Annotated in this window: 14 protein-coding genes; 10 read left to right on the top strand and 4 right to left on the bottom strand. The window is 73.9% G+C overall.

Features of this window, described 5'->3' with window-relative positions:
* Window positions 1–74: 74 nt before the first annotated feature.
* Entirely contained in the window at window positions 75–2159 is a 2085-nt protein-coding gene (locus ABZ318_RS26560; RefSeq protein ID WP_356904984.1) for a SpoIIE family protein phosphatase, read from the top strand.
* A 10-nt stretch (window positions 2160–2169) separates the two neighbouring features.
* Complete coding sequence (locus ABZ318_RS26555) at window positions 2170–3198, top strand: PHP domain-containing protein (RefSeq protein WP_356904983.1); 1029 nt, start codon at window positions 2170–2172, stop codon at window positions 3196–3198.
* Between the two features lie 31 nt (window positions 3199–3229).
* Here ABZ318_RS26555 and ABZ318_RS26550 read toward each other — a convergent pair whose 3' ends face one another.
* On the bottom strand, window positions 3230–4627 hold the full coding sequence (locus ABZ318_RS26550) for an NADP-dependent succinic semialdehyde dehydrogenase (protein ID WP_356904982.1): 1398 nt from the start codon (window positions 4625–4627) through the stop codon (window positions 3230–3232).
* 198 nt (window positions 4628–4825) lie between these two features.
* On the opposite strand from ABZ318_RS26550, the gene ABZ318_RS26545 reads away from it, so the two are divergent.
* Both ABZ318_RS26545 and ABZ318_RS26540 read left to right on the top strand, forming a co-directional pair.
* Window positions 4826–5314 carry a VOC family protein gene (locus ABZ318_RS26545; protein WP_356904981.1) on the top strand — a complete coding sequence of 163 codons (489 nt, stop codon included), beginning with the start codon at window positions 4826–4828 and terminating at the stop codon, window positions 5312–5314.
* Window positions 5315–5507: 193 nt separating this feature from the next.
* Window positions 5508–6242, top strand: coding sequence for an alpha/beta hydrolase (locus ABZ318_RS26540; protein ID WP_356904980.1), 735 nt, complete (start codon window positions 5508–5510; stop codon window positions 6240–6242).
* Window positions 6243–6326: 84 nt separating this feature from the next.
* Here the strand turns inward: ABZ318_RS26540 and ABZ318_RS26535 are convergent, their stop codons facing one another.
* Window positions 6327–7019, bottom strand: coding sequence for a ThuA domain-containing protein (locus ABZ318_RS26535; RefSeq protein WP_356904979.1), 693 nt, complete (start codon window positions 7017–7019; stop codon window positions 6327–6329).
* Window positions 7020–7150: 131 nt separating this feature from the next.
* On the opposite strand from ABZ318_RS26535, the gene ABZ318_RS26530 reads away from it, so the two are divergent.
* A complete protein-coding gene (locus tag ABZ318_RS26530; RefSeq protein ID WP_356904978.1) occupies window positions 7151–7966 on the top strand; it encodes a DUF3626 domain-containing protein in 816 nt (271 codons plus the stop codon).
* A gap of 194 nt (window positions 7967–8160) precedes the next feature.
* The gene (locus ABZ318_RS26525; protein WP_356904976.1) at window positions 8161–8967 is read left to right on the top strand and encodes a class II aldolase/adducin family protein; all 807 of its coding nucleotides are present in this window, start codon (window positions 8161–8163) and stop codon (window positions 8965–8967) included.
* Here the strand turns inward: ABZ318_RS26525 and ABZ318_RS26520 are convergent.
* Window positions 8931–9599, bottom strand: a complete 669-nt coding sequence (locus ABZ318_RS26520; RefSeq protein ID WP_356904975.1) for a helix-turn-helix domain-containing protein — start codon at window positions 9597–9599, stop codon at window positions 8931–8933. The two genes, ABZ318_RS26525 and ABZ318_RS26520, sit on opposite strands and share 37 nt — an antisense overlap.
* A 111-nt stretch (window positions 9600–9710) precedes the next feature.
* Here ABZ318_RS26520 and ABZ318_RS26515 point away from each other — a divergent pair, with 111 nt between their 5' ends.
* Genes ABZ318_RS26515 through ABZ318_RS26505 form a run of 3 tightly spaced genes read left to right on the top strand, consistent with a single transcriptional unit; the run spans window position 9711 to window position 14053 of the window.
* On the top strand, window positions 9711–12353 hold the full coding sequence (locus ABZ318_RS26515) for an FHA domain-containing protein (RefSeq protein WP_356904974.1): 2643 nt from the start codon (window positions 9711–9713) through the stop codon (window positions 12351–12353).
* A 33-nt stretch (window positions 12354–12386) separates the two neighbouring features.
* A complete protein-coding gene (locus tag ABZ318_RS26510; protein WP_356904973.1) occupies window positions 12387–13046 on the top strand; it encodes a hypothetical protein in 660 nt (219 codons plus the stop codon).
* Window positions 13046–14053 carry a serine/threonine-protein kinase gene (locus ABZ318_RS26505; protein WP_356904972.1) on the top strand — a complete coding sequence of 336 codons (1008 nt, stop codon included), beginning with the start codon at window positions 13046–13048 and terminating at the stop codon, window positions 14051–14053. The genes ABZ318_RS26510 and ABZ318_RS26505 overlap by 1 nt, the downstream gene beginning before the upstream one ends.
* A gap of 108 nt (window positions 14054–14161) precedes the next feature.
* On the opposite strand, the gene ABZ318_RS26500 is transcribed toward ABZ318_RS26505, so the two are convergent.
* Window positions 14162–15487 (bottom strand): streptophobe family protein, encoded by a 1326-nt coding sequence (locus ABZ318_RS26500; RefSeq protein ID WP_356904971.1) that lies wholly within the window; start codon window positions 15485–15487, stop codon window positions 14162–14164.
* 394 nt (window positions 15488–15881) lie between these two features.
* Here ABZ318_RS26500 and ABZ318_RS26495 point away from each other — a divergent pair, with 394 nt between their 5' ends.
* On the top strand, window positions 15882–16934 hold the full coding sequence (locus ABZ318_RS26495; RefSeq protein ID WP_356904970.1) for a DUF6777 domain-containing protein: 1053 nt from the start codon (window positions 15882–15884) through the stop codon (window positions 16932–16934).
* Window positions 16935–17145: the final 211 nt, after the last annotated feature.

Raw genomic sequence — 17145 nt, 5'->3', positions numbered from 1 at the left:
TCGTCGCGGCGAACTCGCGCCACGCCGTGTCACCGCCATGGCGTCCGCGGGGTGCGGGTTCGACAATGGGGAGGATGACCGATGACGACCGGCGTACGCGCAGTGGCGAGATCGGGCCCGCCGAGTGGCTCGCCATGAACCGGACCGGCAGCTTCGACTGGGATCTCGACACGGGCACCATCGATGTCGACGAGTCCGGGCTGCTGATCTTCGGCGTGGCCCCGGACACCTTCGACGGACGACCGGTGTCGATCGTGACGCGCCTGGCGCCCGACGAGCAGGTCAAGCTGGAGGACGTCGTACGGCAGGCCGTACGCAGTGGCGCGGTCTCGTACACGGCGCACTTCCCCATCCCGCAGGCCGACGGGTCACCCCACTGGACGCATGTGCAGGCGCGGATCCTTCGCTCGCCGGACGGCCGGGCCCGGCGGATCGTCGGCATCGTGCGGGACACGACCGCCGAGGTCGCGCACTTCGCCTTCGTGCAGGAGCTGGAGAAGCGGCGCGAGGTCCAGACGAACATCGTCGAGCGGACGACGAACGCGCTGTCGCGCGCGGTGACCGTGGACGACGTGACCGCCGCCCTGACCGGCCCGGGCGGCCTCGCCCGGCTCGGCGCGGACGGTCTCGCCCTCGGCCTCGTCGAGAACGGCTCGCTCAACATCATCGCGCTCAGCGGGGAGTCCCTCGACGTCCTCGACGACTTCCGCAGCCGTCGCCTCGACCGGAAACTGCCGCTGGCCGAGGCGGTGCTGAGCGGGCGGCCCCGGTTCGTCTCCTCGTTCCCTTCGCTGGGGCGGGACTTCCCCGAGCTCGCCCCCTACCTGCCGCACCTGGAGTTCCGGGCCGCCTGCTACCTCCCGCTGGTGGCACAGGCGCGTTCGCTCGGCGGCATGGCCCTGTTCTACCGGGGCCGCACCTCCTTCAACGCCGACGAGCGCAACCTCGCGCTCGGCCTCGCGGCGATCGTCGCCCAGTCGCTCCAGCGGGCGATCCTCTTCGACGAGGAGCGGGAGTTGGCCACCGGGCTCCAGGCGACGATGCTGCCGCGCCGGATCCCGCAGTTCACCGGCGGCGAGATCGCCGTCCGCTACCACGCGGCGTGGAGCGGACGGCAGGTCGGCGGCGACTGGTACGACGTGATCCCGCTGCCGCGCGGCCGGGTCGGGATCGTCGTCGGCGACGTCCAGGGCCACGACACGCACGCCGCCGCCATCATGGGGCAGTTGCGGATCGCCCTGCGCGCGTACGCCGGAGAGGGGCACGCCCCGTCGACCGTCCTCGCCCGGGCCTCCCGGTTCCTCGCCGAGCTGGACACCAACCGCTTCGCGACCTGTACGTACGCGCAGGTGGACCTGGCGAGCGGCGCCCTGCGCGCCGTACGGGCCGGGCATCTCGGTCCGTTGATTCGGCACACCGACGGCCGGGTGGGGCAGCCGAAGCTGCGGGGCGGGCTCCCGCTGGGTCTCGCGACCGTGTTCGGCGACGAGGAGTTCCCGGAGACACGGCTCGACCTCGTGCCCGGCGAGACGCTGGTGCTCTGCACGGACGGGCTCGTCGAGCAGCCCGGCTCGGACATCGAGTCCGGTCTCGCCGCGCTCTCGGGCGCGATCGCCAGCGGTCCGCCGCAGGCGGAGGCGCTCGCCGACCACCTCTCCGAGCGCCTCTGGGAGCGGTGGGGCTCGGGCGACGACGTGGCGCTCCTCGTGCTGCGGCGCAGCCCGGACCCGGGCACGCCCCGGGCGCCGCGCATCCACCAGTACATCCACCAGGCCGACCCGCAGGGCCTCTCGGACGCGCGGGCGGCCGTCGGGCAGGCGCTCCGCGACTGGGGCATGCCGGAACTCGCCGACGACGCCGAGCTGTTGACGGGCGAGCTGCTCGTGAACGTGCTGCTGCACACCGAGGGCGGAGCGGTGCTGACGCTGGAGGTGCTGCCCGAGCCGGTGCGGCGGGTACGGCTCTCGGTGCAGGACCGGTCGAGCGCCTGGCCCCGGCGGCGCACTCCCGGCGAGGCCGCCACCTCGGGCCGGGGGCTGCTCCTGCTCGACGCGCTGGCCTCCCGGTGGGGCGTGGAGCCGCGCGGCGAGGGCAAGGCGGTGTGGTGCGAGATCGGACCCGCGCCGGTGGCCGTCGAATCCGCATCCGGCGGTGGGTGAGGAGGCCGCCGTGGACCCCGTGGCCGCGCTGAACCGCATCGCGTTCCTGCTGGAACGCGCCCAGGCGCCGGGCTACCGGGCGCGCGCCTTCCGGACCGCCGCCACGGTCGTCGCGGCCCTGCCGGAGGGCGAGGCCGCCCGGCGGGCGGCCGCCGGCACCCTGGAGTCGCTGAAGGGCGTCGGACCGAAGACGGCGGCGGTGGTGCGCGAGGCCCTGGAGGGCCGGGTGCCGGAGTATCTGGCGCACCTGGAGGAGGAGTCGGAAGCCTCACCGGGGCCCACAGGGGCGGACGGCCGCGCGGGCGAGGCGTTGCGGGCGGCCCTGCGCGGTGACTGCCATCTGCACTCGGACTGGTCCGACGGCGGCGCCACCATCGAGGCCATGGGGCGGACGGCGGCGGCGATCGGGCACGAATGGGCGGTCCTCACCGACCACTCGCCGCGGCTCACGGTGGCGCGGGGCCTGTCCCCCGAGCGCCTGCGGCTCCAACTGGACGTGGTGGCGCGGCTCAACGAGGAGTGGGCGCCGTTCCGGCTGCTCACCGGGATCGAGTGCGACATCCTGGACGACGGCTCGCTCGACCAGGAACCGGAGCTGCTCGACCGCCTCGACCTGGTCGTCGGCTCGGTCCACTCGAAGCTCCGGATGGACGCCAGGTCGATGACCCGCCGCCTCGAACGGGCCGTGCGCGACCCGCTGATGGACGTGCTCGGTCACTGCACGGGGCGCCTGGTGGCGGGCGGACGGCTGCGGCCCGAGTCCGAGTTCGACGCGGAGCGCGTCTTCGCCGCCTGCGCCGAGGCGGGCACGGCGGTGGAGGTCAACAGCCGTCCGGAGCGCCTCGATCCGCCGCGCCGGCTGCTGCGGACGGCGGTCGCGGCGGGCACGTACGTCGCCGTCGACACGGACGCCCACGCGCCCGGCCAGCTGGAGTGGCAGATCCTGGGCTGCGCGCGGGCCGAGGAGTGCGGGGTCCCACCGGAGCGGGTGATCAACACCTGGCCGGTGGAGCGGCTGCTGGAGTGGACACGGGGCTGAGGAAGCGGTGGCGCTTCACGCGGGCGCCCTCTCAGGCGCGCTGCCAGACCGTGGTCGCGTTGCAGAACTCGCGGATGCCGTGGCCGGAGAGTTCCCGTCCGTACCCCGAGCGCTTGATCCCGCCGAAGGGGAGCGCCGGGTGCGAGGCCGTCATGCCGTTGACGAAGACGCCGCCCGCCTCCAGGTCGCGGACGAAGAACGCGACGTCCTCCTGGGATCGTGTCCAGACGTTGGAACTGAGCCCGAACGGGGAGTCGTTGGCTACGGTCACGGCCTCCTCGACGTCACGGACCGGGTAGACCGTGGCGACCGGGCCGAAGGTCTCCTCGTGGTGGATCCGCATCTCCGGCGTGATGCCGGTGAGGACGGTGGGCCGGTAGTACCAGCCGTTCCGGAGCGCCGGCTCCTCCGGGCGCTGTCCGCCGCAGAGGACGGTGGCGCCGCGCTCGACGGCGTCGTCGACGAGCGCCTCCAGGTCGGCCCGCCCCTGCTCGGTGGCGAGGGGGCCGACGTCGGTGGACTCGTCGAGGGGGTCGCCGACGGTGAGGGCGTTCATGGCGGCGGTGAAGCGCTCCGAGAAGTCGTCGTACACGTCGTGGTGGACGATGAACCGTTTGGCGGCGATGCAGGACTGCCCGTTGTTCTGTACGCGCGCGGTGACGGCGGTCTTCACGGCTCCGACGATGTCGGCGGAGGGCATGACGATGTACGGGTCGCTGCCGCCGAGCTCCAGGACGGTCTTCTTCACCTCGCTGCCCGCGACGGCGGCGACGGACCGGCCGGCCGGTTCGCTGCCGGTGAGGGTGGCGGCCACCACCCGGGGGTCCCGGAGGACGCCCTCGACCTCGCGGGAGCCGATGAGGAGGGTCTGGAAGCAGCCGTCGGGATATCCGGCGCGGCGGAAGAGGTCGCCCAGGTAGAGCGCGGTCCTCGGCACGTTGGAGGCGTGTTTGAGCAGGCCGGTGTTGCCCGCCATGAGCGCGGGCGCGGCGAAGCGGATCACCTGCCAGAGCGGGAAGTTCCACGGCATGACGGCGAGGATCGGGCCGAGGGGCCGGTAGTGGACCCGGGCCACGTCGGCGCCCGAGTCCTGGACGTCGCTCTCGGCCGGGTGCTCGTCGGCGAGCAGTTCCTCCGCGTGCTTGGCGTACCAGCGCATGGCCTTCGCGCACTTGGCGGCCTCCGCGCGGGCGGCGACGATCGGCTTGCCCATCTCGGTGGTCATGGTGCGGGCGATGTCCTCGGTGTCCTCGTCGAGGAGGGTCGCGGCGGCGCGCAGGAGCCGGGAGCGTTCGGCGAAGGAGGTCGTACGGTACTGGCGGTACGCCTCGTGCGCGGCGGCGATCCGCCGCTCGACCTCCTCGGGCCCGTGGGCCTCGTAGGTGCGCAGCGTCTCACCCGTCGCGGGGTTCACGGTGGCGATGCCCATGACGTGCCTCCTCCTGCCCTAGGGCCTGTCCGTAACCTTCCCCTCCCCGACCGTCGGCGCAACAGGGGCGGGGCGGTGGGGTGACCCGCCGCCCGATCGGCCGGGACGGGACCGGTCCCAAGGATGCGCGATCCGGAGTATTCGGGAGGATGGGCACAGAAGCATCCGCACGGAGCTCACGAACGAGAGGCATTCGTCATGGCTGTTTCCAGCACTCCGATCGGGCTCACCCGGGGCGCGCGGGTCGGGATCTCGGTCTCGGACCTGGACGTGGCGATCGATTTCTACCAGGCCCTGACGGGACGGCCGCCGGTCGCGCAGGGAACCATGCACAGTGCGTCCCTCGGCAAGTCGCAGGGGCTGCCCGACGCGCATCTGCGGTACGCCACGATCAACCTCGACGGCCTCGGCATCGACCTGATCGAGTTCCAGGACCCGGTGGGCTGGCGGACGAACGGAGCGGCGAACCGCCCCGGATCCATGCACCTGTGCTTCGAGGTCGAGGACTTCGACGCCGTGTACAAGCGCATGAAGGAGGCCGGCTACGACTTCCTCGGCGACGACTACACGTTCCTCGCGGGCGAGGTCACCCCGGACGCCGCCCTCGGCACCAAGGTCGCCTATTTCAACGACCCCGACGGCACCAACCTGGAGATCATCGAGCCCAGGGGCGGGTTCGCCGGCTAGCCGGCCGGGGGCTGCCGCGAAAACCTGTTGGCGGACCGCGGCGGCCGCTGCTACTTTCCTGGAGGCCGTGCGAGAGAACGAGGAGGTGGTACCCGTGAACGCAGTATCGACATGGGTGCTCCCCCCTGGGGCCACGGTCGGGCGATAGGTCGTCCGGGAGCGCCGTTCCAGAGCACTCCCGAAAGGCACGACCATGCGATTCACTTCCGAGCGACGCCTCGACGACGGCGTCCTCGAACGCGAATTCACCCTCGGCGAGATCCCCGGCATCCTGTGGACGCCCCCGTCCGCGTCCGCACCGGCGCCGCTGATCCTGCTCGGCCACCCCCCGCTCGGACTGCGCAAGATGTACCCCCGGCTGGCGGACCGGGCCCGGCGCGCCGCGGCGGACGGCTTCGCCGCGGCCACCATCGAGCTCCCCGGAAGCGGCGACCGGCCCCGTTGGGCCGCCGCCGAGCAGGCCCGCGCCGACATGCGCCGGGCCGTGGAAGCCGGCGAGCCGGTCAGCGACGAGATCATCGACGCCCTCGTCCTCCCGCTCGTCGACAGGGCGGTCCCGGAGTGGCAGGCCGCCCTGGACGCCCTCCTGACGCTGCCCGAGCTCGGCGGCCCGGTCGGGTACTCGGGGGGAGTCATCTCCGTCGGCGTCCGCCTCGCGGTGGTCGAGCCGCGCATCGCGGCCGCCGGACTCTTCGCCGGGAGCTTCGTGCCCCGCGCGATCTTCGAGGAGGCCCGCCAGGTCACCATTCCGCTGCACGTCCTGCTGCAGTGGGACGACGAGGGGAACGACCGGCAGGCGTCCCTGGACCTGTTCGACGCCTTCGGCTCCGAGGAGAAGACCCTCCACGCCAACATGGGCGGGCACACCGGCGTCCCGCAGTTCGCGGGGGACGCCGCGGCCCGGTTCTTCACCCGTCACCTGAGGTGAGGCCGCCCGGGTCGTAGCCCGGAACCGCCCGGCCCGGGCACGCGTGGTGCGTGTCCGGACCGGGCGGCGCGTGGCGGCGTCGAGTCACGTCGAGGGGGACGCCGGAGCGCGATCGGCCGTCAGCCAGGTCAGGGCTCCCGCGAGGTGGGCCCGGAAGACGGGGTCGCCGTAGGTCTCCGGCGCGTGCCCCAGTGCGGTGAAGAAGACGCGGCCCCGGTCGATCTCCCGGCACCAGACCAGCGGGTGGTCGGCGCCGTGGGTGCCGCCCCGGTAGGTGGTCTCGTCGGCCCGGGCCAGGACCCGTACGGGCTGTCCGGAAGTCCGGGGGTCCGAGGTGAAGTTGTACCACTCGTCCGTCCGGTCCCAGCGCTCCGGAAGCGGGGCGGTCGCCGGGTGTTCCCGGTCGTCGACGAGCACCGTGCCCGGCTGGATCTCCGGGTGCCCGTCGAAGCGGGTGCCGAGCAGTTCGCCGTAGAAGGGCCAGCCGGGTTCGGCGTTGGCGGCCGCGTGGACGGCGAGGAGGGAGCCGCCGCCCCGGAGGTACGCCTCGAAGGCGGCGCGCCCCTCGGACGTCAGGACGTCCCCCGTCGTGGAGAGGAGGACGACGACGGCGCACCTCGCCAGGCGCTCCGGAGTGAAGGCCGCCGGGTCCTCGGTGACCTCGGCCGCCCGGCCGAGCTCCGCCGCCAGTTCGCCGAGAGCGGCGGCGCCGGCGGGGATCGAGTCGTGGCGGTATCCCGCCGTGCGGGTGTAGACGAGGACGTCGGCGGTAGTCACGCGAAGGACTCCAGGGCAGGTGCGGGAGATGTGTCCGACAAAAAGAAGGGGAAAGCGCTTTCTCCCTCCCCGTGACCGTAGCCACCGAAAACCGCGGGCCGCAACCCCTCCCGCTCCTGCACACTGCCCCGATGACACCCCTTCACGATCATGCCCGGCGGGCCCTCGCCCATGTCGCCGGCCGCTCCACCGGCGATCCGCTCGACCCGGACCTGCGGGTCACCCTCAACTTCCACCCGCACTTCCTGCACCGGCTGGCGGACGAGGGGGTCTACCGCTCCCAGTTCGTCACCGGCACCAGCAACGGCGGCCTCACCGCCCGCCCCGGCGGGGACCGCTGGCACTGGGAGAGCCGCATCTTCGGCGGGGCGTACGACGCGGCTCCGGCGAAGGCGCGTCCGGTCTACGGCGCGCTCGACTTCCGCCGCCGTCCCTTCGGCGCCGCGCCCCGCTTCGGCTCCGCCCATCTGCGGCTCACCGCGGCCGCCGTGGAGCGCGCGAGCTTCTGCTACCCCGACAGCTTCCTGGAGCCCGGCGACTTCGGCGTCGCGTCCCGGATGCGGCTGACAGCCCTCGCCGAGGCCGACGAGCAGGATCTGCTCGACGACTACATCGAGGCACAGGTCCACGGACCGGTCGTGATCGGGCGGGACGTGGAGGCGCTGGTTCTGGACCCGAGCCACCGGGGTACGGAGGTGGAGGAGGCGGCGCGGCGGCTGCCGTGCCGGGTGGAGTGGCACGGGGGTTTCCGCGTCTCCGTCGACGAACTGCGGCGGTACCCCGACTTCCGGGGGCCCGAGTACGTGGAGCTGGCGGCCCGGATCGCCGTCGACGGCCGGCTCGACCCGCGGATCGTGCAGGAGGCGGCGGGGTCGGGGCGGTACGACCCGCAGGACGTGAAGAAGGTCTGGCACTACCTGGCCCGCTTCGGCGCTCCCGCGAGCTGAGCGAGGCCCCGGTCCGGGACCGCGCACCGAAATCCCGGACCGTGCGCCGGAGCGGCGTCCGGCCCGGTCGGCGGCTGAGCCGTACGCCACACCGGCTCCCGATGCATTGGCGTATCGGATACACCTCTGTATCTTTTGGCGCGCCGCGCACCACCCGCGCGTCACCCGCGCGTCCCGCTCACCGAGGAGCCGCCATGAGCACCGTGCCGCCCGCGATCGCCGCCGCCGTCGGGCCCCTGCCCGAGGGGGCCGTCGTCCCGCTGCCGCCCACCTTCGAGTCCGTCGAGGAGGAGCGCGCGTACCGCAAGGAACAGCTCGCCGCCGGGTTCCGGATCTTCGGGAGGTTCGGCTTCTCCGAGGGCGTCGCCGGGCACATCACCGTCCGCGACCCGGGCGACCCGAACGCCTTCTGGGTCAACCCGTTCGGCATGAGCTTCACCCAGATCAAGGCCTCGGACCTGATCCTGGTCGACCACGAGGGGAACGTCCTCGAAGGGCGCCGGCCCGTGAACCGGGCCGCGTTCGTCATCCACTCCCGGGTCCACGCCGCCCGCCCCGACGCGGTCGCCGCCGCCCACTCGCACTCCCTGCACGGCAAGGCCTTCTCCAGCCTCGGCATCCCGCTCGACCCGATCACCCAGGACGCCTGCGCGTTCTTCGAGGACCACGGGATCTACGACGACTACCGGGGCGTCGTGAACGAGACCGAGGAGGGCGAGCGGGTCGCCAAGGCCCTCGGCGACCACAAGGCGGTCATCCTCAAGAACCACGGGCTGCTCACCGTCGGCCACTCCGTCGCCGAGGCCGTGTGGTGGTTCGTCACCATGGAGCGCTCCTGCCAGGCGCAGCTCCTCGCGATGGCGGCGGGCACCCCGCACCTCATCGACCGCGAGACGGCCCTCCTCACCCGGGGGCAGATCGGCGGGCACCTGGCCGGATGGTTCCAGGCGCGCCCCCTGTGGGATCAGATCACCGCGTCCGACCCCGACCTCTTCGACTGACTCCCGGGCCGGTCGGAGGGGCCGGGGACCTCCCGCGTCGCCGCCTCCAGGAGCGGGACGAGGAACTGCCGTTCCAGGGTGCCGGGCGGCAGCTCGGCCGGCTCCACGTAGCTCTGCGCGAGACCGCCCTCGCGCAGGGCGATGAGGAGGCGGGCGAACCGGTCGGCGGTCACGGTCAGTTCGCGTCCGGCGCGGCGCAGCACGAGGGTGAGGCCGCGGGCGATCTCGGCCCGCAGCCGCTCGTCGTGGCGCGCGAGCACCCAGGCGGCCTGCGGGTCGCGGATGGCGTGCAGGGTGAACTCGGTGGTGACGAGGTACCACTCCCGCTCGTCCGGTTCGACCCGGGCGGCGAGCTCCGCGAGCCGGGGCAGGGTGTACTCCTCGGGCGCCAGCGCGTCGATGGACTCGGCGAGGCGCCGTACGGTCCGCTCGCTGTGCTCGTCGAAGAGGGCGAGGAAGAGCTCTTCCTTGCTCGCGAAGTTCGAGTAGTACGCGCCCCGCGTGTAACCGGCGCGTTCGCAGATCTGCTCGATCGTCGTCGCGTGGAAGCCGTGCTCGGCGAAGGTCTCCAGTGCTGCCTTCAGGAGCGCCGCGCGGGTGCGGGGCCGCCGCCTGGTGACACCTTTCGGCACGGGTGCGTCCTCCTCGTCAGACAGGCCCTGAGGCCGCTCGCGCGGCGGACGCCCACCTTACCGGCGACTCCTTCCCGGGCGGCGATCAGCGGCGGCGGATAAAATTCACGCATGGCAGAGCGGCCCGTCGTGCCCGCGGCACCCGATCTGATCCTCGAGATCGACGGGGACGCGACGCTCATGAACCCGAGTCGCGTCTATCGCATCGGGCGCGACCCCACCAGCGACATCGTGCTCGCGGACGCCCGGGCGTCCTGGCACCACGCGGTGCTCAGCGCCGTGGGCGGCCACTGGACCCTGGCGGACGAGGGCAGTACGAACGGCACGTTCGCGGACGGCCTGCGGGTCGCCCGGGCGCGGGAGGTCGGTCCCGGGACGGTCGTACGGTTCGGGCACCCGGCCGACGGACCGCGCGCGGTGCTCTCGACCGGCGCCCCGGCCCGGCCGGCGGAGCCCCGCGACGCACCGGAGTCCCCACCGGAGGCCGTACGGGAACCCGCTCCGGAGGCCGCACGGGAAGCCCCGCCACCACCCGCTCCGGAGGCCGTACGGGAAGCCCCGTCACCGCCGGAGGCCGCACGGGAAGCCCCGCCACCACCCGCTCCGGAGGCCGTACGGGAAGCCCCGTCACCGCCCCCGCCCGAGGTCGTGCCGGAGCACCGGACCGAGGCCCCGCCCTCGCCGGTTCCCGCTCCCGACCCCGTGCTCCGGCCCGAGAGCCTCCGGCCGCCCTCCGTCTCGCATCCCGCCATGACCGGCACCTTCCGGCAGCCGACGTCCGTGCGGCCGCTGCCGGCCCACAGCATCCGGATCGGGCGCGCCCCCGACAACGACGTGGTCGTCGCCGACCTGGTCGTCTCCCGGCAGCACGCCGAACTCCGCGCCCACCCCGACGGCACCTACTGGATCCACGACCTCGGCAGCCACAACGGCACCTTCCTCAACGGCGCCCCCGTCGTGGACGCCCGCGTGACGGCGGAGGACATCGTCGGCATCGGCCGGTCCGCGTTCTGCCTGATCGGCGGGCGGCTCGTCGAGTTCACCGACACCGGCGAGGTCTCGCTCGACGTCCGGTCGCTCGCGGTGACCGTCGACCACGGGCGCAAGACCCTCCTCGACGAGGTGTCGTTCCCGGTGGGCGAGAAGTGCCTGCTCGCGGTCGTCGGCCCGTCCGGCGCCGGGAAGTCGACGCTCCTGGGCGCGCTCACCGGTCAGCGCCCGGCCGACCGGGGCACGGTGCTCTACGACGGCCGTGACCTCTACCGGGACTACGCCGAACTGCGCCAGCGCATCGGGCTCGTCCCGCAGGACGACATCCTGCACCTCCAGCTCACCGTCCGCCGGGCCCTCGGGTATGCGGCCGAACTGCGCTTCCCCGAGGACACCGCGGCGGCCGAACGGCAGGCCCGGGTCGACGAGGTGATCCGGGAGCTCGGGCTCGTGGAGCGCGCCGACCAGCCGATCCACAGCCTCTCCGGCGGCCAGCGCAAGCGGGTGAGCGTCGCCCTCGAACTGCTCACCAAGCCCTCCCTGCTCTTCCTGGACGAGCCGACCTCCGGACTCGACCCGGGCATGGACCGCTCCGTGATGCACATGCTGCGCGGGCTCGCGGACGACGGGCGCACGGTCGTCGTGGTCACGCACAGCGTGCTCAGCCTCGACGTGTGCGACCGGCTGCTCGTGCTCGCGCCGGGCGGCCGGGTCGCGTACTACGGGCCGCCCGCCGACACGCTCGGCTTCTTCGGCTTCGAGCAGTGGCCGGAGGCCTTCGAGGCCTTCGAGAACGACCGGGACCGCGACTGGGCCGGGCAGTACCGGACCTCCCGCTTCCACCGCCGGTACATCGCGGACGCGACGACCGGCCCCGACGTCCCCGTGCCCGGCGCCTCCGCCTCCGCACGCGGGGCCGTGGCCGGGGAGCCCGCTCCTCCGCCGAAGCCGCAGAGCTGGGGCTCCCAGCTGCGGACGCTCGTGCGCCGGTACGCGGCGGCGCTCTCCGCCGACCGGACCTTCCTCGCCATCATGATCGCGTTGCCGTTCGTGATGGGCGCGATGGCCCGGGCGCTGTCCGCGGGCAGCCTCAACCCCGAGTCGACGCTGAACGTGCTGCTCATCCTCTGCGTGGGCGGTGTCCTCACGGGCGCGGCGAACGCCGTGCGCGAGCTGGTCAAGGAGCGCTCGATCTACCGGCGCGAGAGAGCCGTCGGCCTCTCCCGTTCCGCCTATCTCGCCTCGAAGGTGGTGGTCCTCGGACTGATCACGGTCGTGCAGGCGGTGGTCCTGACGCTGGTGGCGCTGATCGGCGTGCCGCTGAACGTGCCCGGCGGCAAGGGCGTCCTGATGCCGCCCCTGGTGGAGATCACCCTCGCCGTCGCGCTGCTCGCCTTCACCGCGATGATGCTCGGCCTGCTGGTCTCGGCGCTGGTCCGCAAGGAGGAGGTGACGATGCCGCTGCTCGTCCTCCTCGCGATCGTGCAGGTGGTGTTCTGCGGGGCGCTCCTGAAGGTGCGCGGCACGGTCGTCCTGGAGCAGCTGGCCTGGCTCGTGCCCTCGCGGTGGGCGTTCGCGGCGATGGGCGCGACGATCGACATCGGGAAGATCGCGCCGAGCGAGAAGACCGCCGATCCGCTGATGCGGCACACGGCGGAGGCCTGGCTGGTCGACATGGGCGTCCTGGTGGTGCTCTGTCTCGTCCTCGGCCTGCTCGTGGCACGGCTGCTGCGCCGCCACGAGCCGGTCGTGATGCGGAAGTAGGTCCGTGGGCTTTCCCGCGGTGGAGGTGAGGCCGTGAGCGTGTCCGAGTACGACGTGCCGGACTTCCGGCCCACCCATGTGGTGCCGCGCTCCGGGCTCTCCACCTGGGAGGCGCCCGACCCGGCGCTGCCCACGGCGCCCCTCGACGCCTTCCTGCCGGTACGGCTCGTGGAGCGGGCCGGCGACTGGGGGCGGGTGCTGTGCTCCAACGGCTGGACCGCGTGGGTCGACGCGCGCCTCCTCGTGAGCGTCCCCGACGACCCTCCGGCGGCGGGCGGGCCCCTCGCCCGGACCGCCGATCCCCGGCCGCTCATCGCGCGCGCCGAGGACGCGCTGGGCCGCTACCGGCGGGCGGCGGAGGAGTTGGGCGCGGGCCGGCTCGACGGCGAGGGCTTCCGGCGGCGGACCCGCGGCCTGCGGGTCGGCATGGTCGTCGACGGCGAGTCGGTGTGGCTGTACGACGCGGAGCACGAGCGCTGGGTGTACTGCGACGGCGTCGGGCTCAGTACGTACGCGGCCTCGGCGACGCCGTCGGCGGCCCCGTCCCGGGAACCCGACGGGGAACGGGTGGGCGCCGCGCCCCCGGCGCACGAGCCGACCCAGGTGGTGCTGCGCGGCGATCCCCCCGTCGCCGCCGGGCCGCCGCCGACCCAGGTGGTGGAGCGGCCCCCGGGACCGGACGGTGAGGGCTGATGGCCGGCGGGGCGCACGGGGACCCGGAGATCCCGGCCGGCCGGCCCTCGGGTCTGGTCGGCAAGGAGATCGCGGGCTACCGGGTGGAGGGCGAGATCGGGCGCGGCGGCATGGCGGTCGTGTACCGGGCGCGGGACCTGCGCCTCGACCGGACGGTGGCGCTGAAGCTGCTCGCCCCGGAGCTGGCCCGCAACGACACCTTCCGCAGACGCTTCGCGCACGAGTCGCGGGTCGCCGCCTCGATCGACCACCCGCACATCGTGCCGGTCTTCGAGGCGGGCGAGACGGAGGGCGTGCTGTACATCGCCATGCGGTACGTGGCGGGGCAGGACCTGGTGGCCCTGCTCGACCGCGAGGGGCCGCTGCCGCCGGTGAAGGCGGGCCGGATCGCGGTGCAGGTGGCCTCGGCCCTGGACGCGGCGCACGCGCACGACCTGGTGCACCGGGACGTGAAACCCGGCAACATCCTGGTCGCCGAGGGCACCGACGGCGACCACCCGGAGCACGTCTACCTGACCGACTTCGGGCTGACGAAGAAGTCGCTGTCCCTCACGGGCTTCACGACGGTGGGCGAGTTCGTCGGGACGCTGGACTACGTGGCGCCCGAGCAGATCTCCGGCAAGCCGGTGGACGGCCGGTGCGACGTCTACAGCCTGGCGTGCGTGGTCTTCGAGACCCTCGTGGGGGCGCCGCCGTTCCGCCGCGACACCGACTGGGCGGTGCTGTGGGCGCAGCAGTACGATCCGCCGCCTCCGCTCTCCGAGGTGCGGGCGGGGCTGCCCGCGGCGGCGGACGCGGTCTTCGCGAAGGCGCTGGCGAAGACCCCCGAGGAGCGGTACGGGACGTGCCTGGAGTTCGTCGCCGCACTGCGCGCCGTCCTGACCGACACACCCGCCGCCGACGGTCCGGTGGCGCCCCGGGGTCCCCGTCCCCTCGGCGCACCGCCCGCCCCGCCCGCCTGGGCGCGCCCGGTCTTCCGCGAACTGGACCCGGGCGGGACGCGCTGACGAGGCGGGCCGCGACGGAGGGCGTTCCCGCGCCCTGACGGGAGTGTCGGTGCCGTCTGTCGGGGTGACATCGGGGCGTCGTCCCGCGTGTTCGCCCGAGCGCCCTGGCTATGTGTCCTGGTCGACCTCGCCCTTGCGGCGGACGCGGGAGGCGAGGAGGCCGCCGAGGAAGCCGAAGGCCAGGCCCCAGAGGAGTCCGAAGCCGGCCGTCTTCCAGACGTCCGGGCGGAGCACGACCTCGCCGCCGAGCGAGGCGAGGTCGCCGATGCCGAGGACGGAGAGGCCGAAGTGGGCCTCGACCAGGGTGACCGGTGCGGCGACCAGCATGGTGAGCGCGAAGGCGATGCCCAGGTGCAGGGCGTGCTGCCGGAGCGTGATCCGGGCCGGGGAGCGGACGGCCGCCACGAAGGCCACGGCCAGCACCAGGACGGCGGCGATGGGCAGCAGCCACCACGCGCGCGCGTCCTGGGCGGCGAGGGAGGACAGGTCGACGGTCGAGAGGTCCGGGCTGTCGCCGTCGCCCCGCAGGACGGCGTCGAGGACCTGCGGCATGGGCAGGCCGAAGGGGCCTTCCGCCCTTCCCTGCCAGGAGCCGCCGATGCCCACGCCGAGCGCGAGCCAGGTGACGTTGGGCAGGCCCAGGAGGAGGACGGCGAAGGTCTCCGCGGCGTGGCCCTTGGTCGCCGCGACGACGATCCCGATGACCAGGCCCACGACGACGTACGCGAGGAGCAGCAGGAGCATCGCGAAGGCCGCGGGCCGGACGGGTTCGTGGTAGCGGACGAGCCGGGGCGGCAGCGGGGTCCTGCGGGAGACGAGGAGGGCGACGGCGAGCACGCCGAGGATCCACAGGAGCCCGTAGAAGAGCGTGGGGCCGACGTCGGTGCGGAAGCCGACGGTCGGGTTCACGGCGTCCAGGAGGTCGCCGAAGAGCTCCATGAGGGGGTCTTGGGCGTCGCCGCCGAGGGTGAGGGGGAAGTCGTGGCGGGCGAGGGCCGAGATCCCCGCGAGGGCGGCCAGCCAGAGCACGACGACGCTCGCCGCGCGGAGCAGGAGTTCACGGGCGCCGGCCACCGCGTGGTGGCGCAGGGGGCGCAGGAAGCAGAAACCGGTGACCAGTGCGCCCACCAGGGTGACGGTGAGCGGCATGGCGGTCAGTTCGGCCTGGGTGCCGGCGAGGGCGCCCGCGTCGCCGGAGAGTTCGACCTTGCCGCCCGAGGCCATGACGACGACCGCGGCGAGGACGGCGGTGAAGCCGCCGGGGAGATCGGCGGCGCCGGCGGCCCACAGGCCGAGCCCGGCGACGACGCCCATCGCGACGAACCCGGCGACCACGGCGGCCAGGGCCTGGAGGACGACGCGGGCGTAAAGCCCGGCCGGGGGCGCGGACGACCGCGCGGAGGTGGGGAGCCGACTGCTCGTCACCCTGCCCACGCTAGTACCGGGGCCGGGGGTCCGCTTGCGGGCGGAAGGACTTCCGCTTGCGGGCGGGCACCGTTCCGCGCACACAATGGGCGCGGAACGGAAGAAAGGGAAAAAAGTGACTTCCCACCCGCCGTCCGGCCCTCCGTCGGTTCCCCCCGCAGGTCCCCCCTCGGGTCCCCTCTCGGGTCCGAGCACACGCCCGGGAAGCGCCGGCCCCCCACCACCGCCCGGACCACCCCACGACGGCCCGGGGGGCGGTGGGGGCGGCGGCGGTGGTTCGTCGGGCGGCGGGGCGGGAAGCGGCGGCGGAGGCCCGTCGGGCGGCGGCTCGTCCCGTGCCGGAGGCTCGGGGGGCGGCGGTCCCTGGTGGCGCTCCGTCCCGAAGGTCGCCTCGGCCACCGCCGTGCTCGTGGCGGCCGCGGCGCTCGCGGTCGTCCTCACCAACCGCCCCGGCGACAAGGGCGACACGGGGGGATCCGGCGGCGGCGAGGTCTTCCTGCAGAACGCCGCCGCGACCGGTCCGGACCCGTTCACCAAGTCGACGGCCCGCACCGGCGGCGGTTCCGCCCCGCCGGCCTCGCTGCCGCCCCGTACCGCCTCGGCCGTGCCCCAGATGTCGGGGGCGACGCCCGGCCTCTACGGCGGGACGCGGTCGGTGGCCAGTTGCGACGTCGAGCAGCAGGTCCGCTACCTGTCCGCCGCACCCGCGAAGAACGCCGCCTTCGCCTCGGTCATCGGCATCCCGGCGAACGGCGTGCCGGCGTATCTCCGCTCCCTGACCCCGCTTCAGCTCCGGGTCGACACCCGGGTGACCAACCACGGCTTCCGGAACGGCGCCGCCACCACCTACCAGTCGGTGCTCCAGGCCGGCACTGCGGTCATGGTCGACAGTCACGGCGTGCCCCGGGTCCGCTGCGCCTGCGGCAATCCGCTGACCGGCCCCGTGCCACAGAAGGCGCCGCGCACGACCGGCACCCCCTGGCAGGGGTACAGCTCCCAGCAGGTCGTCGTGGTGGCTCCCTCGGTGACGGTCGTGAACGTCTTCGTGGTGTACGACCCCCAGGACGACGGCTGGTTCGCGCGGAAGCACGGCGACACCGGCGAGCACGACAAACCGACGCCGCCTCCCCCGGTCTCCCTGTCGGCGTCCCCCTCGACCTCCCTGTCCAGTTCGTCGCCGTCGGTCTCCCCGCTGTCACCGGTGCCCTGCGTGACGGTGACGGGCACGGAGACCCCGACGCCGAGCGACGGGATCACGCCGTCGCCGTGCCCCTCGACGCTCTCTCCCCCGGCGTCGACCTCCTCCTCGCCACCGCCGCCGTCCGACTCCTCCTCCACTCCGAGCGAGTCGACGCCGTCGACGGAGTCGTCGAGCCCGGAGTCGGCACCGGCCTCCGACAGCCCGGCGGACCTGACGAGCCAGTCCCCGTCGGGCGGCGCGCCGAGCACGCCGTAGGCCGCGCCCCCGCTCGTGTGGGCGCGCGCCCGCGGGGCGGTGCCCGCCCCCGCACCTCCGTGTGGGCAGTCGTCCCGCTGGGGCGGGACGGGTGGGCACACGGGACGGCGCCCTCCAGCGGCGCCTCCGCGTTCCGGGCCTTGACCCGCACCCCAGCGGCGGCGCACAACCCGGTGCGGGTCAGGGCGCGGGAGCCTCGGGCACCGGCAAG

This window comes from Streptomyces sp. NPDC006197, assembly GCF_040613865.1.
Taxonomy (GTDB): domain Bacteria; phylum Actinomycetota; class Actinomycetes; order Streptomycetales; family Streptomycetaceae; genus Streptomyces.
The sequence above is the reverse complement of the archived record's forward strand: the minus strand, read 5'-3'. Positions and strand labels throughout refer to the sequence as shown.